Source organism: Campylobacter sp. W0066.2 (assembly GCF_024723515.1).
In the GTDB taxonomy this organism is placed as follows: Bacteria; Campylobacterota; Campylobacteria; order Campylobacterales; family Campylobacteraceae; genus Campylobacter_D.
Map to the genome: position 1 here is coordinate 103,493 of NZ_JANQCV010000001.1, position 19,461 is coordinate 122,953.

Genomic DNA, 19,461 nt, shown 5'->3' on the forward strand with positions numbered 1-19,461 from the left:
AAATACTATTAGCTATATTGTAAAAATATAATGATATTATAAATATAGAGTTAGCGATATTTCATGATAAATGTGAAATTTTGCATCTTTAAAATAAATACATTAGAGGTTGAGTGAAAAAATACATTTTTTTAAGCTGTATATGCATAAATGCATTTACTTTAAATTTAGAAGAAAGCTTAGGTGAGGGTGAGGCTAATATTAGTAAATATCAAAAGTCAAACACTGTTTCTAAGCAAGTATTTTTTCAAAAACCACAAGAGTACCAAGCTCAAAGTACAGATCTTAGTTCTTTTGCTAGTAATTCTTTAGGTCAGATTTTAAATTTAAGTTCTAAGGATAAAACAGAGGCAAGTTTAGACTACAATGCTTTGAGTGTTAATATAAAAAATATCAATTCGATATTAGATTATGATAATGCTACCTTGCTTTTGGAAAAACAAGCAAGAATAAATCAAGTAGAGCAGGCATATTCTTTAGGACTTATTAATCGTTATGAATTTGATGAGTTTAATTTTGGTTTTAATTATTTTAATAATCAATACAAAGAAGCTTATACTAAGAATAGCTTTGGCGCTGAATTGCAATTTGGTCATTATTTTAAAGCATATGCTAATCATTATAAAATCAAAGAAAACAATAATGATGATAGTACAGAGCTTGGGGTTGTATTTGACTTACCATATTTAAATGTTTTAAATGTAAATTCTAATATAAAAGAATTGCAAAATCAATATAACATTACTTATTCTCCAATTTCTATTTTAGATTTATCACTCAATTATCAAGATGAAAAAACTAGCGCCAAAGATCAAACGGCAATGTGGGTAAGGTTTAGACTAAATTATGAGCAAAGTTTAAGTAAGCAATTTTATAATAGTTTTTACCGTAAAAACAATATAGGTGAATTTAATCGCTATGATTTTGCCACTAGGACTTATTAATTAGCCATAAAACGAGTAATATCATTATAAGTTACAAACACCATTAAACTTAAAAGCAAAGCCATGCCAAAATAACTAAGATATTCAAAACATACTTTTGGCACTTCTTTTTTAAAGATTAACTCATAAAGGTTAAAAAGTATATACCCTCCATCTAGCGCTGGAATAGGAAGTAAATTTAATACTCCAAGGTTAATAGAAATTAAAGCTGTGATTAAAAATAAAACCACTATGCTAGTATTTGCTGCTTTGGAAGTTATATCTATCATAGTGATGATTCCACCCATATTTTTAGCGTCTAATTCCCCGCTGATGATTTTAGTAAGACCTTTAAAAATAAGCAAAGAAGCCTCTATGCTTTCTTCATAAGCGTATTTTAAACTACTAATTCCTGGATGATAAATAGTAACAAACTCACCCTTAGGTGCTATGCCAATTAGTGGTTTTTGAACTTTTTGATAAAACTCATTATAACCTTGATCAATTTGCGGGGTTAGGGTGATGTTGATGAGTTTATCATCGCGTTCTATACTGAGTAAGGTTGGTTTTGTATGCACAAGTTTGCCGATTTCTTCAAAGCTTTGAATTTTAACTCCATCTATAGCTAGGATTTTATCTCCAATTTGTAAATTTGCTTTTTGTGCAGCTGAATTTGGTGCTATATTGCCAATAACAGGTGCAAGTTTTTGCACACCTAAAAAACCTATGGCTATATAAAGCAAAAATGCTAAAAAGAAATTAAAAAATGGTCCTGCAAAAAGTATGTAAATTCTAGCTAGAGGACTTAGAGTGTTATAGCTATTTGGTTCGTAATTTTTTTCACTAGGATTTAAATCATCTTGTCCTTTAAGTTTAACATAACCACCAAAAGGTAGAGCAGATAAGCGATATTCTGTGTTTTTGTAAGTTTTTTTAAAAATAGCTTTTCCAAAGCCTATACTAAAAATTTCTACATCGACTTTCATATGTTTTGCGGCTAAAAAATGTCCTAGCTCGTGAAAAAAAATTAAAAAAGATATAACCAAAAGTGTTATTAAAAAGCTAAAAGAATAAAATTTAAAGCCAATAGCTAAGATAATAAATAAAAATAAATATGATTTCAAATTATACCTTTTTTTAAATGTTTTATATAAGCTAGTATGTATTCAAAGGCTGAATAAAGTGTAAGTACTAAGGCAATAAATAACAATGTATTGGCAAAAGGCCATTGCATGATTAAAAATATAATGGCTATCATTTGAAAGGTTGTTTTTATTTTACCCGCAAAAGATGCACTCACATCAAATTTTTCACTTATCATAACTACTCGAAAACCGGTTATAAAAAACTCTCTTACTAAAATAATATAAATCATCCAAGGATCTGCTTTTTGGGTGAGTAATAATCCTAAAAAAGCAGCCAAAACAAGCATTTTATCAGCTAGTGGATCTATAATGGCTCCAAGTTTTGTGGTTTGATTCCAAGTTCTTGCAATATAACCATCAAAAAAATCAGTTAAAGCAGCTATACAAAAAACAACACAAGCAAAATAATTTACCCAGCTAGGATGGATATTTTCAAAATCATTAATAAGCAAAAAAAATAAAAGCGGTGCTAATAATATCCTTATAAATGCTAAAATATTGGGTAAATTCATTGTTTATTAATCCTTGTGTTTAAAGAAAATACCCCAAAATGGGGTAATGAATCATTTAAAAGTTGTACCACCATCTACGATTAAGGTGTGTCCTGTGATCCAATTTGCTTTATCAGAACATAAAAATAAACATGCTCCTGCTAAATCTTGAGGCTGTCCAATACGATTTAGCGGGCTAAGATTAATAGTTGCATTTTTAACTTCTTCATAATTTGTAAATGCTTTAAGCGCATCAGTGTCAATTGGCCCGCCACTTACTACATTTACACGGATGTTTTTAGAACCAAGTTCGGTTGCAGCATATCTTGCCATAGCCTCAACTGCTGCTTTTGCTGTACCGTGTCCTGCATAGTTTTCAATATGTACTAAATTTCCTGTTGAAGAAATAGATAATATACTACCTCCACCAACTTTTTCCATTCTTTTTGCTGCTTCTTGTGCTCCAACAACAAAAGCATTTACAGTTGCTGTGAAAATATTATTTATTCCACGAGGTTTTAATTTTATAAATTTAGTATATCCACCTACAACGGCACGGCCTGAGATAATAGCATTAGAGATGAAAAAATCTATTCTGTCAAAATCTTGATCGATTTTTTCAAATAAGTCTTTATAAGTTTCTGGTTCAAGTATGTTAAACTCATAAGCTTTTGCTTTGATTTTATAGTTATTTTCTAAATCTTTTACAATTTCTTGAGCTAAATCTGCATTAGAATTATAAGTAAAAGCTACATTGGCTCCTGCTTTTGCAAACTCATATACAATAGCTTTACCAATCCCTCTTGTTCCACCACTAATTACTAAAGTTTTATTTTGAAAAAAAGTATCCATTAAAATCCTTTGATATTATAGTTTTTCATAATTGCTTCTATTTTTACTAAATTGCAATCACTAGGTTTACAAAGTGGCAAACGATATTCTAAAGTAGGAGTTAAACCTGCTATATACATTGCTGCTTTAATAGGTATAGGATTGCTTTCGCAAAATAAAATTTTATTGATATTATACAACTCATCATTAATTTTTTTAGCTTCAATATATTTTTCTTCTAAAGCTAGATGAGTTAATTTTGAAATCATATCAGGAAGTAAATTTGAAGTAACTGAAATCACACCTTTACCGCCATTTGAAAGTATAGGATAATTAATTGCATCTTCACCACTTAAAAGCATCATTCTAGGCTCATGTGCTAGCAAATCGACGCATTTATCAATACTCCCACTAGCTTCTTTTACTCCATAAATATTTTCACAATCTCTAAATAATCTTATAATGGTTTCTGCTTGAAGTTCACAACCTGTTCTTCCTGGTACATTATATAAAAGTACGGGTATATCTATGCTTTTTGCTATTTCTTTATAATGCAAATACAAACCTTCTTGTGTGGGTTTGTTATAATATGGAGTAACGCTTAAAATCCCATCAGCTCCATGTTCTTGTGCAAACTTAGCCAAACTTACAGCTTCATGGGTAGCATTACTTCCTGCTCCTGCTAAAACTTTACAAGAACTTCCTTTGCATGCATCTAGTGCTATTTCTATACAAATTCTATGTTCTTCATGGGTTAAGGTGGCACTTTCTCCAGTTGTTCCAACAGGCACTACTGCATCAACCCCATTTGCTATTTGTCTTTTGATGAGTTTGTGATAAGTTTGTTCATCTAATTTTCCATTTTTAAATGGAGTTATTAAAGCTGTCATTGCTCCTATGATGATTTTATTGTCCATTTTCACCCCTTTTTAAGATTATTGTAGTAGATTTGTTTTTATTGAAGTATTTTTTAGCACAATGAATTAAATCATCTTTGCTTAAATTTTCTATATTTTTTTCATAATCAAGTAAAGGTTTTAAATCGCCTTTTGCAAGATAAGAGCCATAAATATTTGCAACACTGCTTGCATTGCTTAGTGAAAAAATAAAATCACTTTTTACAGTATTTTTGATTTTTTCCATGATAGTATCATCAAATTTGGCATTTTTTACATCTTCAAGAATTTTTAAAAGCTCTTTTTCAACATCTTCTGCTTTTATACCTTCATTGCAAACACAAATAAATATAAATAAATTCTCATCTATATTTTCACTTGCATAAGCATAAAATTCATTGATTAATTCTAATTTATCAATTAAAATTTCACTTATTAAAGAACTTTTTCCATTTCCCAAAAGTTCGCTTAATGCGCAAAGTTTTGGCATATCTTCATGATTAAATGTAGGAATTTTATATGCAAGTGCTAGTAATTGTGTGTCGCTTTCTTTATGTAAGATCACGCGTTTAGCACCATCTTGCTCAGGTTCTTTTTCATGAACTATAGGAATTTCTTTGGTGTTTTTTATATCTTGAAAATGTTTTTTAGCTAAAGTAAAAACTTCATCTTCATTAATATCGCCACTCACAAGCAAAATAGCATTTTTGGGTTGATAAAAAGTTTGATGAAAATCTTGTATATCTTCTATTTTCCAATTTTGTATATCTTTAAAAAAGCCTATCGGTGTCCAATGGTATGGATGGTATAAAAAGGCATGATTGTATAATCTAAAATATAAATATCCTAAAGGATTATTATCAGTTCTCCAACGCCTTTCTTCTAAAACTACATTTCTTTCAGGCTGAAACTCATCATCTTTTAAATTTAAATTACGCATTAATTCAGCAAAAAGCCATAAAGACTTATCTAAATTTTCACTAGAGCATTTTATAAAATAATGCGTATAGTCAAAGCCCGTACTTGCATTATCCACTCCGCCAAAACCCTTGACTATTTCATCAAATTCACCTGCTTTTAAATTTTTTGTACTTTTAAAATTTAAATGTTCAAGCATATGGGCTATGCCACTTTTTCCCATTTTTTCATTTCTTGAGCCAACTTTATAAAAAATGTCTACACTTATAACCCCGCTTTTTTTATTTACAGGTAAAGTATAGACTTCAAGTTTATTTTCAAGTGTGATTTTTTTATAATTAATCATTTAAAATTAACTCCTATAGCTTGACTAATATGATTAAAACCATCTTGTTTTAAAAGCTCAATTAAACCTTGATTGATATTTTTAACAATGCTTGGTCCTTTAAAAATCATAGCTGTATAAATTTGAACCAAACTAGCCCCATTTTTAATGCGCTCATAAGCAAGCTGGGCACTATCTATACCGCCACTTGCTATTAAAATAGTATCTTGATAAATTTCTTTAGCTACTTCTTTAAAAAATGTCGCACTTTTTTGGGTAATTAATCTACCACTAATTCCACCAAAAGTTCTTGCATTATCAATCAAAGAATAATCTATACTAGTATTTGCCATGATAATACCATCAGCTTTTGCACTAATAGCGCTTTTGCAAAGTGAAATTGCACTGTCTATATTCATATCTGGAGCAATTTTTAAAATCACAGGTTTATTTGTGATTTGTTTTGCTTGGTTAAATAAAGTGCTTACAAATTCTTCACTTTGTAAATCTCTTAAATTTTTGGTATTTGGAGAGGATATATTAATCACAAACAAATCACACAAATCTTTAAATTCTTTTAATAAAATAATATAATCATTAATAGCTTCTTCGTTTGGGGTGATTTTGTTTTTACCTATATTTGCCACTAAAGGTATACTAAAAGGATAGACTTTTTTTACTTCTTTTGCAATGGCGTCTTTACCTTTATTATTAAAACCCATAGCATTTTGAATACTTTCTTGCTCAACAAGTCTAAAAAGTCTAGGTTTTTCATTACCATTTTGAGGTTTTGGGGTAAAAGTTCCATATTCTAAAAAGCCAAAACCTAAAGCACTTAGCGGTCTTATCATCGTGGCGTTTTTATCAAAGCCACCTGCTAAGCCCACAGGGTTATAAAAATTTAGATTAAAAATTTCTTGATTTAAAATTTCATCATTTATCACACAATCTTTTGCAAAAAAACTAAGCCCTCCAGGAAATATGCAATCTAGCGTTCGCATGCTAAATTCAACTAAAGCATGAGCATTTTCTGGATCTAATTTATATATTAAAGGTTTTAAGCTTTCATAGGTCATATTTTTCCTTTTTTTACAAAATAGCATATTGTACTAAAAAAATGATAATTCTTAGTTTTCATTTTCATTAACTTTATCAGTTTTTTGTACTTTTTGTTTTAATTTTTGATAAATTTCACAATTTTTCATTAAATAAGCATCATTTCCTATAGAAGCTATTTTTCCTTTATCAAGTACAGCAATTTTATCAGCATTTTCTATAGTGCTAAGTCTATGAGCGATGATGAGTATTAAACGATCTTTTTTTAAGTTTTCTATAGTTTTTACTATGGCTTTTTCACTTTCATTATCAAGTGCTGAAGTTGCTTCATCAAAAATTAAAATTTGAGGATTTTTATATAAAGCCCTTGCTATAGCAATGCGTTGTTTTTGTCCACCGGAGAGATTTTTTCCATGCTCTTTTAATTCAGTATGTATGCCACCAAGCTCTTGAACAAAATCATAAGCATTAGCTTGTTTTAAAACCTCTATCACACGTGCTTCATCGTATTCTTTAGCATAAGCTATATTTTGAGCTATAGTGTCGTTAAATATATAAATATTTTGAGTTACCAAAGAAATATTTTCTCTTAAACTAATAATATCAAAAGAGCTAATGTCTTTTTGATTGATTAAAATTTCACCACTATCTTTTTCAAAAAAATACATTAAAAGATTAATAATAGAAGATTTTCCTCCACCACTTGATCCAACTAATGCTAGAATTTCTCCTTTATTAAAAGAAAAGTTTACATCTTTTAATACCATTTTATCTTTTTGATAGCTTAAAGAGACATTTTTAAAATGAATATTTTGGATATTTTCTGTAAGTTTTTCTTCGCCACCTTTAATTTGTGGTTCTAAATCAGTTAAATAAAAAGTTCTCTCACTAGCTGCTACTGTATTTTGTAATCTTGTATAAAGTGAAGAAAGTCTTTTAATAGGAGTATAAGCCATAAATAAAGCTGTAGTAAAGCTAAAAAAAGAACCTATGCTTAAACTTCCATCGATTACTTCTTTACCGCCTATTATAATTACTATTGCAAAGCCAATTGAACCCATAGATTCCATTAAAGGACTGCTCAAAGCTTCGATTCTAATGCCTTTTAAGGAAAGTTTACAAACCTCGCTATTAGTTTGGTTGAATTTTTGCATTTCATTTTTACTTGCATTAGAAGCTTTAATAAGTTCTATATTAGAAAAGATTTCGCTTAATCTTGAAGTAAGATCAGAATTTTTTTCTTGAGTATTGCGTCCTATTTTTTTGATTTTTTTAGCAAAAATAGCAAGAGGGTAAATTGCTAAAGGTAAAATAACTAAAGCAAAAAAAGCAAGTTTTGGGCTTTGATAAATCACCACACTTAAAAGCCCAATCGCGGTTAAACTTTCTCTTAAAATTTCAGGTATGATAGTAGAAACTATATTTTGTAAAGCTCCAATATCAGAAGTACACCGGCTAATTAATTCTCCACTTCTGTATTTGTGAAAAAAATTCATATCTAAGCGCAAAAGATTGCCAAGAACTAATTCTCTTAATCTTCTTAAAATATCTGTTCCAACATAAGATATATAATAAACTTGCATATAAGCACCAAGATTTTTTAAAGCATAAATTAAAACAACAAGCAAAGGCATGTAATAAAGCAATTGAGCATTTTTTTCTATAAAAATTTTATTTAAAATAGGCTCTATGATGTATGCACTAGCTGCTGTACCACCACTAGTTAAAAGCATGCCAATAATAGCTAAAACAAAATAAAACCAATAATCTTTATAATAAGGCTTAAAGCGAGTAAATACCTCTTTAAGCTTCATTTCTTTGTAATTTTTATCCATTTTTCTCCCATACTACACCATTTGGTGTATCCATTAAAAGAATATTTTCTTTAGCTAAATCATCACGAATTTGATCTGCTAAGGCGTAGTTTTTTTCTTGTTTTGCCTTGTTGCGTAGAGCGATTTTTTCTTCTATTTCTTGACATTTTTCTTTGCTAATGCCAAATTGAAAATATTTTATAGTATCCATAAAACCTATACCAAAAATAAAAGCAAGTTCTTTTAAGGTTTTTTCTAATTGTATTTTATAAGCTTTATCTTTTGAATTTTGATTTAAATAAATATTACTTTCATTGATAAACTCATCAAGTAAAGCTAAGGCTTTAGAGGCATTTAAATCATCATTTAAAATTTCTAAGATATTTTTAGCTACTTCACTTTCTATGGTAGTTTTTTCATCTATAAAAGCATTTAAGTTTAAGCGTTTTTTTAAGCGATAAAATTTATCAAGCCTTTTTTTAGCAGCTTGTAAGTCTTCTAAAGCATAGTTAAAATGCGCTCTATAATGCACACTTAAAAGATAAAATCTCAAAACCTCTCCACTAAAAAGTTTTAAAGAATCTTTTAGAAAAAAGCTATTTCCCAAGCTTTTGCTCATTTTTTCACCATTAATTTGCACAAAGCCATTATGTAGCCAAAAATTAGCTAATTCATGATTGTTTTTACAACGACACTGGCAAGCTTCATTTTCATGATGAGGAAAAAGCAAATCTATACCCCCTGCATGAATATCAAGTTTATCTTTAAATATACTTTCTATCATTACAACACATTCTGTGTGCCAACCTGGTCTTCCTTTGCCAAAACTTGCAGGATAAAATTTTTCATCAAACTTCCATAAAACAAAATCGCTATCATTTTTTTTAGCCACGCTTTCTTCTAGGCGTGATTGATTATCTTCTAAATTTCTTTTAGAGATATAAAAGTATTTATCATCTTTGCTGGTATCAAAATAAATTCCATCTTCAAGTTTATAAGCTAGGTTTAATTCTAAAAGTTTTTCTATATATATAATCATTTGCTCAATATAAGCTGTAGCTTTTGGCTTAAAGCTAGGTTCTAAGATATTAAGTGCTTGCATATCCTCTTCATATCTTTTAATATAAAAATTTGTAATTTCTTCTAAACTTTTACCACTTTCTTGCATTTTTTTTAAGATTTTATCATCAATATCAGTGTAATTTCTAGCAAAAACCACTTCATAATCACTTGCTAGTAAAATTCTTCTTAAAAAATCAAAACACACGCTACTTCTTGCATGTCCTAAATGTGCATCATCATATACAGTAGGCCCGCATAGATAAATGTTTGCTTTTTTTACCTCATGTGGGATAAATTCACATTTTTTCTTTAAAATGCTATCAAAAAAAACCATTAAAACAAACCTTTAAAAAAATGATAAATTCCAATTAAAAATTGTATTAAAATATCTTTAATTTCAAATAAGCCTAAAGCAAATAAACTTAAAAATACTATACTAATAAGCCAAAATTTAACCCTAAAAATACCCCAAAGATTTTTAAAGCCAAATTCTTTAATATTAGCATACAATAAATAAAAAGCACTAATAGATGAAGCTAGTGCAATACCCAAGCTCTTATAGGATTCTTCTTTGATAAGTAAAATAATCACTATGCTAAAAAATGCTGATATAAAAAGTGTTTTAAAGGCTATTATAGCGGCTATTTTTTGTTTAAATTTAGCATAAAGCCATAAAGAAAAAAGTTTTTGCAAACCAAAAGGTAAAAGTCCTAAAAGATAAGCTTGTAATAAAAATGCAGTGATTTTTGTATCTTCTTGATTAAAATTTCCTCTTTGAAATAAAAACTCCACAATTTCTTTAGCTAAAATAATCCCAACTATACTAGCTAAAATCAAAAGCACGCTTAAATACTCAAAAGCTTTTTGCATAAAAGATAAGGCTTTTTGTTCTTCATTTGCTTTTAAATGTCTTAGTATTTTTGGAAAGCTTACTTGACTTAGAGCGATTGCAAAAAGAGCTAAAGGAAGCTGAAAAACTCTGTTAGAATAATACAAATACGAAATACTTCCAGCCATTAAAAAACTAGCTATAGTAGTATCTAATAATGAACTAATTTGATTTGCAGAAGAGCCTAAAAGTCCATGAGTAAAAGTAGAATGAAATTTATCTAAATTAGTCTTTGTTTTTTTAAGTTTTATGCTTAAATACATGCTTTTTAAAATTCTAGTATTTTTTAAAGCAAAAATATGCCATATAAGTTGAGCTAGACCGCTTAAAACAGTCGCATATGAAAAATAATACAAAGCCTCTAAGGGCTCATCTTGACTGACAAAAAAACCTGCAATTACCACAAAAAGATTAAAAAATGAAGCAGAAAAAGAAGTGATGAAAAAATTTTGTTTGTAATTTAACAAAGAGCCTAAAAAAGTTACTAAAAAAATAAAAAACAAATACCAAAAATTAATAGAAACCAAAGGTGCAGCTAGGATAATCGTTTCTTTATTAAAGCCAAAGGCGAAAATCTTTGTAAAAAATTCAGCAAAAAAACTCACTAAAACACAAGTTAAAAAAACAATAATGCTAAATTGCAATAAGACATTTATACAAAAAGCACCTTTTTTACTTGCTTTTAAAAAACTTGGTAAAAAGGCTTGTCCAAAGGCTCCTTCTGCAAAAATTCTTCTAAAAAAAGCAGGCATTTTTAAAGCTACGAAAAAAATATCACTATAAATTCCAGCTCCTAAATATAAAGCTAAAACAATATCTCTTAAAACGCCCATAATCCTAGAAAATAAAATTCCTAAGGCATTGATGATGAAATTTTTAAAAACAATATTTTTTCTCATTAATTTTCATTCTTTAAACATTAGTTTGCGTATTATAAAATTTTTTAATAGCAATAATTTTAACTAAATTTTGATTTTATTTTTGCTAAAATCAAAATTTTATACACAATAAGGAAGCTTAAGCTATGGAAGAAAAGAAAATTTTATATACTAAAGACCCTTATAAAGAGCTTTTGATATTTGCTTCTGAAAATAAATGCGAAGTTGACGAACTTGATTTTAGATTATTAAGTTTTAGTACTTCTTATACTTATGATAATCAAGAATGGATAAAAGTTAATGAAAAAGAATTAAAAATTTTTGAAGAAGATGAAAAATTTTTGATTCATGATTTAGATATAGAGCAAGAGTATAAAATAGAAATTTATTTTAAAAAGTTTGCACATATGCCAGCTTTTGAGGTTAGTTTGCATACTAATGAGCTTTGTACTTTATTAAAAGCTAGTGTTAGGGCTAGTGAAGTTATTGCATTTTATGATAAATTAGCACTAGAGCTTTTAGAAGCTATTTATAAAGCGATGATAAAAGAAAAATATTTGCTTGGATTTAGAATTTTTGATTTTAAAAAGCAAATTATTGATTTTAATACTAAAGTTAAAGAAAAGCAAAAATTTGATTTTGAAGTTGAATTTGAAGTATGTAAGGGAGTTAATCCACAAGAGCCTACAAATGAAGAAATTAAATATCATTATCTAGAAAATCTAAAAAAACACAATGATGTGATGAATAGAAACTATGTAGCACCTATAGGAAAAGATGAGGTGGCTATTGAAAGGATTAAACCAAAAGAGGGTAGTGACGGTAAAGATTTAAGATTTAAAATTTTAAAAGCTCTCCCACCAAAAACAAACAAAGAAAAAGTTATTTGTTCGGATAATTTTGAAGTTAAAGAAGATGATGAAAGTATAAAATATATTGCCAAAAAAGATGGCTTTATTATCCAAAAAAAATCTATTTATGAGATAGAAAATTATTTGGAATTTAATAAGGTTGATTTTAAAAGTACAGGTTCTATTTGGGCGGGTTTTGATAAGCAAGTTATCATTGTGATTAAAAATACAGATACTCTAGAAGATGCAATAGGCCCTAGAATTACCGTTGAAGCACAAGAGTTAGAGGTTGTAGGTAATATGGCTCAAGATTCTGTTTTAAGAGGTAAAAAAGTAATTCTTAAAGGCAGTATGCATCATAAAAGCACTATTATAGGTCAAAAAGTTGAAGTCAATATTTTAAGGGGATATTGTGAGGCTGAAGAAGTTTTTGCTGAAACTTTAGAAAATGGCTCTATTAAGGCTAAAAAAGTAAATATTAAAAAGGCTGTGTGTGGAGAGATTATTGCTGATGAAATTTACATACAAGAGCTTGGTGGTAATTGTTTATGTAGTGCTAAAAGTTTAATACGCATTGAAAAAATTCAAGGAAGTGGCAATAAACTTATAATTCAAGATCTTAAAGCTTTTGATAAAGAAAAAAGTGGAGAAGAAATACTTTTACATATTGAAGAGTTAAAAAAAGAGCAAGAAAATTTAGTCAAAGAAATTGAAGAGACCAAGCATACTATCCATGTGAGTAAAGATTCTGTGAGAATTTTGCAACAAAAGGCAAAAGAATTAATGAATGCAAAAAGAGCCATACCGCAAGCTTATAAAGCTACTATTAAAGATTTTAATCAAAAGATTGAAAATTTAAATATTTTTACTAATAAAATAGAAGCTTTAAAAGAAGAAGAAAAAGCAAATATAGAAAAGCTTAAAAAAATTCAAGATGAATTTTTAAAATCAAAAATTATTAATAAAAGTGGAAAATGGATGGATTTAAACGAGGTTAAATTTGTTTTATTGAACCCTAGAAAAGAGTTGAGTTATCATCCGCGTAATGATGAGATGATTGAGTGTTTTGAGCTTGAAAAAATAGATGCTGAAGATGGACTAAGTGTTTATGAAATTCGCTCTATTGGTAATTATAAGGAAGAAGCTAAATGATAGTGGCAATTGAAGGAATAGTGAGTAAAAAAGATCCTACTTTTGTAGTTTTGAAAACTTCAAGTGGGGTAAGTTATGGTGTTTATGTATCGCTTTTTTGCTCAAGTAATTTTGAAAAAGGTCAAAAGGTTGAGTTTTTAATCACTCAAATTATCAAAGAAGACTCTCATAAACTATATGGATTTTTAGACATTAACGAGCAAAGAATGTTTGAATTATTAATTAAAATTAGTGGTATAGGAGCAACTACCGCTATGGCTCTTTGCTCAAGCTTAGATACTAATACTTTTTATGCGGCTTTACAAAATGGCGATGAGAGTGTTTTTAAAAAGGTTCCTGGTATTGGTCCAAAGAGTGCAAAAAGAATTATAGCTGAGTTAAGTGATGCAAAAATCAATATAGAAAATTCCAATCAAGATCAAGCGCAAGCTTTGGCAGCTTTACTTTCACTTGGCTTTAAACAAGAAAATATTTTAAAAGTTTTAAGAACTTGTGAGAGTAAAAATACTAGTGAGCTTATTAAAGAGGCTTTGAAAAAATTAGCATAGTAAAAGGAAAAATATAATGATATATGGTGTAATTTTTGGTGCAAATTCTTATGAACATGAAATTAGCATTGTAAGTGCTGTAGTATTAAAAAAAGTACTTAAAGCACAAAAAAAATTTATATTTTGTGATAAAAATAAAGAATTTTTTCTTATAGATGAAGAAAAGATGAATGCAAAAACTTTTAGCAGTGGTGCTTATAAAAAAGAAAAAGCCTTGGTGTTAAAGCAGGGTGGATTTTTTATAAAAACTATGTTAGGTGAGAAAAAACTTGACATTGATATAGCGATAAATATTGTACATGGAAAAGATGGTGAAGATGGCAAAATAGCTGCCTTGTTTGATTTTTATGGTATAAAATATATAGGCCCACGCATAGAAGCTAGTGTTTTATCTTTTAATAAAGTTTTAACTAAACTTTATGCACAAAGCGTAGGGGTAAAAACACTTGATTATAAGGTTTTAAATTTACATAAAGAGCAAAATATTTCTTTAGACTTTCCTTGTATTTTAAAGCCTGCAAGATTGGGTAGCAGTATAGGTATAAGCATAGTTAAAGATGAAAGCGAGCTTAAATATGCTAAAGATGTTGCTTTTGAATTTGATGAAGATGTTGTGGCTGAAAAATTTGTAAGCAATATTAAAGAATACAACTTAGCAGGTTGTATGATAGATGAAAAAATGGAATTTTCTATCATTGAGGAGCCTAGAAAAAATGAAATTTTAGATTTTGAACAAAAATATTTAGGTTTTTCAGAAAGTTCTAAAGTAAGTGAAGCAAATATTAGCGAAGAATTAAAGCAAAAACTAAGGGATAATTTTATGAGAATTTACAATCCTTTATTTAAAGGAGCTTTGATTCGCTGTGATTTTTTTGTGATAGATGATGAGGTTTATTTAAATGAGATCAATCCAAATCCAGGATCATTGGCAAATTATTTATTTGAAGATTTTACCAATACAGTTGATAATTTAGCAAAAAATATAGAGCTAGAAAAGCAAATTAAGATCGATTATGCTTTTATTCACAGCATTAATGGACAAAAAGGTAAGTTATAATCATGGCTACTTTTAGCAAAGATGAAATTTATACTGCAACTGAAGTAGTAAGAAATTTCAGTACTATGCTTGAAAAAACAAAAAAAAGTGAAAATGGTAGAGTGGTGATAGTAAAAAATAATAAATTTGAAGCCGTGCTTTTAAGTTTTGAAGAATATGAGCGTTTAAATGAAGCTGTAATGCTTTTAGAAAAGATTTATAAAGATAAAAAAGGCTAGAAATGGCAAAAACTAGAGTATATTCTAATGGATATTTTTATAATTTAAGTTATGAAATCATCAATCCAAAATGCGAAAAAACAATTCTTATTTTACACGGTTGGGGTGCTAATAAAGAGCTTATGAAACAAGCTTTTGAAAAGTCTTTGAATGGTTTTAAACAAATTTATTTAGATTTGCCTGGTTTTGGAAATTCAAGCATAGACGCACCTATGGATTCTTATGCTTATGCTAAGGTTGTAGAAGACTTTTTAACTGCAATTGAGCAAAAGGCAGATTATTTAATGGGACATTCTTTTGGTGGAAAAGTTGCGACTATTATGTGTCAAAATGCTAATTTTCAGGGTTTGATTTTACTCTCTAGTGCAGGTGTTGTATTACCAAAAAGTTTTAAAGTGAAGTTTAAAATAGCCTTGTTTAAAATTTTAAAAAATCTTCCTTATGGGGATTTTTGGAGGAAATTTTTTATTAGCAAAGACGCTCAAGGCATGAATGAAGTGATGTATGAGACCTTTAAGAAGGTTGTTAATGAAAATTTAGAAAATGAATTTCAAAAGCTTAAAAACCCTATTTTGATTTTTTGGGGTAATGAAGATAAGGCTACGCCTTTAAAAAGTGGAGCGATTATTCATTCTCTAGCACAAAAAGGAATTTTTTTTGCATTAGATGGGGATCATTTTTTCTTTTTAAAACATGCTGATTTTATAAATGAAAAAATACATGAGGAATTTTTAAAAAATGATTAGTATGGTAGCTTTTTTAAGTTTGAATTTTTTAATTGGATTTTATCTGATTTTAGCTTTGCAGTGGTACTATTATAAATTTTCACGCATAATTTTACATTTTGCTAAGCCTTTGTGGCATTTATATTTTTTAATAATTCCTTATTTTGCTTTTGTGTTTTCTTTATATAGTGGAAATTTTTATTTATATTTTATAGTTTTTGCTTTATCTTTACTATATGGTGGATATTTATATAAAAATTTAGATAAAAAGCTAGTTTTTACTGCTAGGATTAAGCGTTATTTTTTATTTTTGTCGCTTTTTACTTTAGTATTTATGCCATTTTTTTGGATAGGTTTGGAAGCTTTAGTAGCTGCATTTTTATTTAGCTTTTTAGTAGAAAAAATAAACCAAAATACATTTATAAAAAAGGCAAATAAAAAGATTTGTGATAATCCAAAATTAAAAATTATACTAATTACTGCAAGTTTTGGAAAAACAAGTATAAAAAATTTTTTATACGAACTTTTAAAAGATGAGTTTAAGTGTTATAAAACTCCAAGAAGCGTTAATACTTTTATGGGTATAGTAAAAGATATCAATGAAAATTTAGAAAATAATACTGAAATTTATATCGTAGAAGCTGGCGCAAGAGAGCAAAATGATATTGTAGAAATTACAGAGTTTTTAAATCCTCAAATTTGTATAGTAGGTGAGATCGGCTTGGCGCATTTAGAGTATTTTAAAACTCAAGATAATATCCGCAGTGCTAAGTTGCAAGCTTTAAAATCCAAGTGTTTGGAAAAATACTTTTTACACTCAAGCACCTTATATGAAAATGAATTTTATGATGATTGTTTAAGTGATGTTAAGGCAAGTTTAGAAGGTTTAGATTTTAAAATAAGATTAGATGATAATATTTATGATTTTCATGCGAATTTACTAGGCGCTTTTAATGCTTATAATATTAGTGTGTGTATTTTACTTGCTCATTACTTAGGAATTAAAATAGAAAATATTATAAAAAGTGTATCAAATTTAAAAGCAGTAGAACATCGTTTGCAGGTGATTTCTAAAGAGCCTAAATTTATCATAGATGATGGTTTTAATGGAAATTTTAAAGGTATGAGCCAAAGCTATGAGCTTTGCAAAAACTATCAAGGAAGAAAAGTTTTAGTAACTCCTGGTATAGTTGAAGTTAATGAAGAAGAAAATGTAAAATTATGTAAGATAATCAATGAATGTTTTGATTTTGTAATTATTACTTCAGAGACTAATAGCGCGATTTTGCGAAAACATATTACATTAGATTTTTATGTATTAAAAGAAAAATCTCAACTTGTGCAAGCTTTATCAAAATTAACTCAAAATGGAGATTTGATTTTATTTTCTAATGATGCGCCAAGTTTTATGTAAAACCATTTAGCTTAAAAAGGCCAAATGGTTTCCATGAATTTTGTCCCCCAAGGCTTACGCGTTGATTTATCTATATCGCCTTCAGTTTTATAAAGAATTTTTGCATCAGCTATGTATTTACTATCTATCATGTTATCTTGAGAAATATCATAAGGTCTTATAACCCCGCTTAGCTGAATGATTTGCTTTTCTCCATTGATTAAAAGCTCACGACTTCCTTCTATAAAATAATTTCCATTAGATAAAACTTTAATCACTCTAGCAGAAATGGTGGTCTGGAAATTTTCACTTCTAGTTTGGCTTCCTGTGCCTTGATATTGTGAAGTACTTGCTGTGGTATAACCTATATTTGTATAATCATTGATAAAATCTCTAGCTTTGCTAAGTCCAGCACCAGTGGTTACTTGTCCTCCACCTAAATTAACATTATTGTTTTTACTTGTAGCTTTTGAGCCTTGTGAGTTTTGTGTAGCATTTTCTCTAATGACTACAGTTACTAAATCATTTACATTCATTGCTTTTTTATCAGAAAATAAAGGATTATCTCCTTTACCAAACAACGATCCAGGGTTGCTTTGGGTATTATGATTTTGCTTTGGAGCTAATTCTTCTACATAAGTTGGGGGTTTCATGTTAATATGTGGATCGACTGTGGCACTACAACCAAACATTACAAAAGGTAACAAGTAAAAATTAACATTTTTAAATTTCATAGCTTTATAACCTTATATTATTGTGATGAATTTTAAAATTATTATATTACAAAAAAACAATTATTTTGTTAAAAAAAGAGGAAAAATGAAATCCATGTTTTTATTAAATTGTGTTGATGAGAAATTTTTAACACAGGTTTTAGAAAAAGTTCAAGGTAAAATAGCTTTTTATTTTCCTGTTAATTGTAAAAAGAATAAAGAAAAAATTGCTTTAATATGCTCAAAAACCAATTTCAAGCTAGATTTTTTTAGTAGTTTTGAAAAAAATAATTATCAAAGCAAATTTACTCAAAATTCAAATGATTTTTTCAAAAAAATAATTCAAGATTATGAGAAAATAAAAAAAGAAAATGATTTTATTATAGTGGTTGGAGTAGATGATTTTGGTTTGATGGGGGATTTGAGTTTAAATATAGCCTTAGCTAAAGAGCTAAATGCTCCTTTATGTGCAAAAAGTCAAGATGAAAATCATACTATGTTAAATTTCTTACTAGGCCAAAAACTTAGTGATTTTATTTTGTTAAAAGAAAATGAGGATTTTACTCAAGATTTATTACAAGAATATACTTATAAAACTCAGGCAAGATTTTCTTATGAGCTTTTTGAAAAAGCAAAAGCAGATAAAAAAATAGTGGTTTTACCTGAAAGTTTTGATGAAAGAGTATTAAAAGCTAGTGAGTTTTTAATGCAAAATGAGATAGTTGATTTGATTTTACTAGGCGATAGCAATGAAATCTGTGCTAAAGCCAATAGTTTAAATATTAATATTGATGGTGTGCGTATTATAAATCCTAAAAATTCTCAATATAATGAAGAATTTGAAGAGCTTTTGTATGAAGCTAGAAAAAGTAAAGGTATGAGTAAAGAAGAAGCTAAAAAACTCGTGCAAGATAAAACTTATTTTGCGACTTTACTTGTGCATACTCAAAAAGCACATGCTATGGTAAGTGGTGCAAGTACAACTACTGCTGAAACTATTCGTCCTGCCTTGCAAATCATCAAAACAAAACCTGATGTGAGTTTGGTTTCTGGTATGTTTTTTATGTCTTTAGAAGATAAGGTTTTGGTTTTTGCTGATTGTGCTGTTATGCCAAATCCAACCCCTGAACAACTTGCTGAAATTGCTTATGTGAGTGCAAATAGTGCCAAGGCTTTTGGACTTGATCCTAAAGTGGCTTTGCTTTCATATTCTAGCGGAGATAGCGGAAGTGGGGCTAGCGTAGATGCAATTAAAGAAGCTACTAAAATAGCTAAAGAAAAATATCCTCAACTTGAGCTAGAAGGCCCTATACAATTTGATGCAGCATATGATATACTAACAGCAAAAAGCAAAATGCCAAATTCTAAAGTAGCAGGAAGAGCAAATGTATTTGTATTTCCTGATTTAAATGCGGCAAATATTTGCTATAAAGCAGTGCAAAGAACAGCAAATTCTTTAGCTATTGGTCCGATTTTACAAGGTCTTAAAAAGCCAATTAATGATTTAAGTAGAGGTTGTTTGGTAGAAGATATTGTTAATACTGTGATTTTAAGTGCTATTCAAGCACAAGAATAA

At 28.6% G+C, this 19,461-nt stretch carries 18 protein-coding genes; 8 read left to right on the plus strand and 10 right to left on the minus strand.

Annotated elements, in window-relative coordinates:
• Window positions 1-113: 113 nt before the first annotated feature.
• A complete protein-coding gene (locus CAMP18498_RS00535) occupies window positions 114-944 on the plus strand; it encodes a hypothetical protein (RefSeq protein WP_337196736.1) in 831 nt (276 codons plus the stop codon).
• Here the strand turns inward: CAMP18498_RS00535 and rseP are convergent.
• Genes rseP through murJ form a run of 9 tightly spaced genes read right to left on the minus strand, consistent with a single transcriptional unit; the run spans window position 941 to window position 11,249 of the window.
• On the minus strand, window positions 941-2,047 hold the full coding sequence (gene rseP / locus CAMP18498_RS00540) for an RIP metalloprotease RseP (RefSeq protein ID WP_337196737.1): 1,107 nt from the start codon (window positions 2,045-2,047) through the stop codon (window positions 941-943). The genes CAMP18498_RS00535 and rseP overlap by 4 nt on opposite strands.
• Window positions 2,044-2,580: a CDP-diacylglycerol--glycerol-3-phosphate 3-phosphatidyltransferase gene (pgsA, locus tag CAMP18498_RS00545; protein ID WP_337196738.1), complete on the minus strand. Its 537-nt coding sequence runs from the start codon at window positions 2,578-2,580 to the stop codon at window positions 2,044-2,046. The genes rseP and pgsA overlap by 4 nt, the downstream gene beginning before the upstream one ends.
• Before the next feature lie 51 nt (window positions 2,581-2,631).
• Window positions 2,632-3,411: an enoyl-ACP reductase gene (locus CAMP18498_RS00550; RefSeq protein WP_337196739.1), complete on the minus strand. Its 780-nt coding sequence runs from the start codon at window positions 3,409-3,411 to the stop codon at window positions 2,632-2,634.
• A complete protein-coding gene (gene dapA, locus CAMP18498_RS00555; protein WP_337196741.1) occupies window positions 3,411-4,307 on the minus strand; it encodes a 4-hydroxy-tetrahydrodipicolinate synthase in 897 nt (298 codons plus the stop codon). The genes CAMP18498_RS00550 and dapA overlap by 1 nt, the downstream gene beginning before the upstream one ends.
• Window positions 4,297-5,550 (minus strand): M16 family metallopeptidase, encoded by a 1,254-nt coding sequence (locus tag CAMP18498_RS00560; protein WP_337196742.1) that lies wholly within the window; start codon window positions 5,548-5,550, stop codon window positions 4,297-4,299. Before CAMP18498_RS00560 ends, dapA begins: the two co-directional genes overlap by 11 nt.
• Entirely contained in the window at window positions 5,547-6,605 is a 1,059-nt protein-coding gene (locus CAMP18498_RS00565; RefSeq protein WP_337196743.1) for a quinone-dependent dihydroorotate dehydrogenase, read from the minus strand. Before CAMP18498_RS00565 ends, CAMP18498_RS00560 begins: the two co-directional genes overlap by 4 nt.
• Window positions 6,606-6,656: 51 nt before the next feature.
• Window positions 6,657-8,420 carry an ABC transporter ATP-binding protein gene (locus CAMP18498_RS00570; protein ID WP_337196744.1) on the minus strand — a complete coding sequence of 588 codons (1,764 nt, stop codon included), beginning with the start codon at window positions 8,418-8,420 and terminating at the stop codon, window positions 6,657-6,659.
• Complete coding sequence (gene cysS / locus CAMP18498_RS00575) at window positions 8,413-9,795, minus strand: cysteine--tRNA ligase (protein ID WP_337196746.1); 1,383 nt, start codon at window positions 9,793-9,795, stop codon at window positions 8,413-8,415. The genes CAMP18498_RS00570 and cysS overlap by 8 nt, the downstream gene beginning before the upstream one ends.
• Window positions 9,795-11,249 (minus strand): murein biosynthesis integral membrane protein MurJ, encoded by a 1,455-nt coding sequence (gene murJ, locus CAMP18498_RS00580; protein WP_337196747.1) that lies wholly within the window; start codon window positions 11,247-11,249, stop codon window positions 9,795-9,797. Before murJ ends, cysS begins: the two co-directional genes overlap by 1 nt.
• 125 nt (window positions 11,250-11,374) lie before the next feature.
• Between murJ and CAMP18498_RS00585 the strand changes: the two genes are divergently transcribed.
• Genes CAMP18498_RS00585 through CAMP18498_RS00610 form a run of 6 tightly spaced genes read left to right on the plus strand, consistent with a single transcriptional unit; the run spans window position 11,375 to window position 17,193 of the window.
• The gene (locus CAMP18498_RS00585) at window positions 11,375-13,231 is read left to right on the plus strand and encodes a flagellar assembly protein A (protein WP_337196749.1); all 1,857 of its coding nucleotides are present in this window, start codon (window positions 11,375-11,377) and stop codon (window positions 13,229-13,231) included.
• Window positions 13,228-13,779 carry a Holliday junction branch migration protein RuvA gene (ruvA, locus tag CAMP18498_RS00590; RefSeq protein ID WP_214124694.1) on the plus strand — a complete coding sequence of 184 codons (552 nt, stop codon included), beginning with the start codon at window positions 13,228-13,230 and terminating at the stop codon, window positions 13,777-13,779. The genes CAMP18498_RS00585 and ruvA overlap by 4 nt, the downstream gene beginning before the upstream one ends.
• Before the next feature lie 16 nt (window positions 13,780-13,795).
• Complete coding sequence (locus CAMP18498_RS00595) at window positions 13,796-14,836, plus strand: D-alanine--D-alanine ligase (protein ID WP_337196753.1); 1,041 nt, start codon at window positions 13,796-13,798, stop codon at window positions 14,834-14,836.
• Between the two features lie 2 nt (window positions 14,837-14,838).
• Window positions 14,839-15,054, plus strand: coding sequence for a type II toxin-antitoxin system Phd/YefM family antitoxin (locus CAMP18498_RS00600; protein WP_012661347.1), 216 nt, complete (start codon window positions 14,839-14,841; stop codon window positions 15,052-15,054).
• 2 nt (window positions 15,055-15,056) lie between these two features.
• Window positions 15,057-15,800 carry an alpha/beta fold hydrolase gene (locus tag CAMP18498_RS00605; RefSeq protein WP_337196755.1) on the plus strand — a complete coding sequence of 248 codons (744 nt, stop codon included), beginning with the start codon at window positions 15,057-15,059 and terminating at the stop codon, window positions 15,798-15,800.
• Window positions 15,793-17,193 carry a UDP-N-acetylmuramoyl-tripeptide--D-alanyl-D-alanine ligase gene (locus CAMP18498_RS00610; protein WP_337196757.1) on the plus strand — a complete coding sequence of 467 codons (1,401 nt, stop codon included), beginning with the start codon at window positions 15,793-15,795 and terminating at the stop codon, window positions 17,191-17,193. The genes CAMP18498_RS00605 and CAMP18498_RS00610 overlap by 8 nt, the downstream gene beginning before the upstream one ends.
• A gap of 11 nt (window positions 17,194-17,204) precedes the next feature.
• Here the strand turns inward: CAMP18498_RS00610 and flgH are convergent, their stop codons facing one another.
• Window positions 17,205-17,906, minus strand: a complete 702-nt coding sequence (flgH, locus tag CAMP18498_RS00615; protein WP_263664106.1) for a flagellar basal body L-ring protein FlgH — start codon at window positions 17,904-17,906, stop codon at window positions 17,205-17,207.
• An 85-nt stretch (window positions 17,907-17,991) separates the two neighbouring features.
• On the opposite strand from flgH, the gene pta reads away from it, so the two are divergent.
• Window positions 17,992-19,461, plus strand: coding sequence for a phosphate acetyltransferase (gene pta, locus CAMP18498_RS00620; protein WP_337196760.1), 1,470 nt, complete (start codon window positions 17,992-17,994; stop codon window positions 19,459-19,461).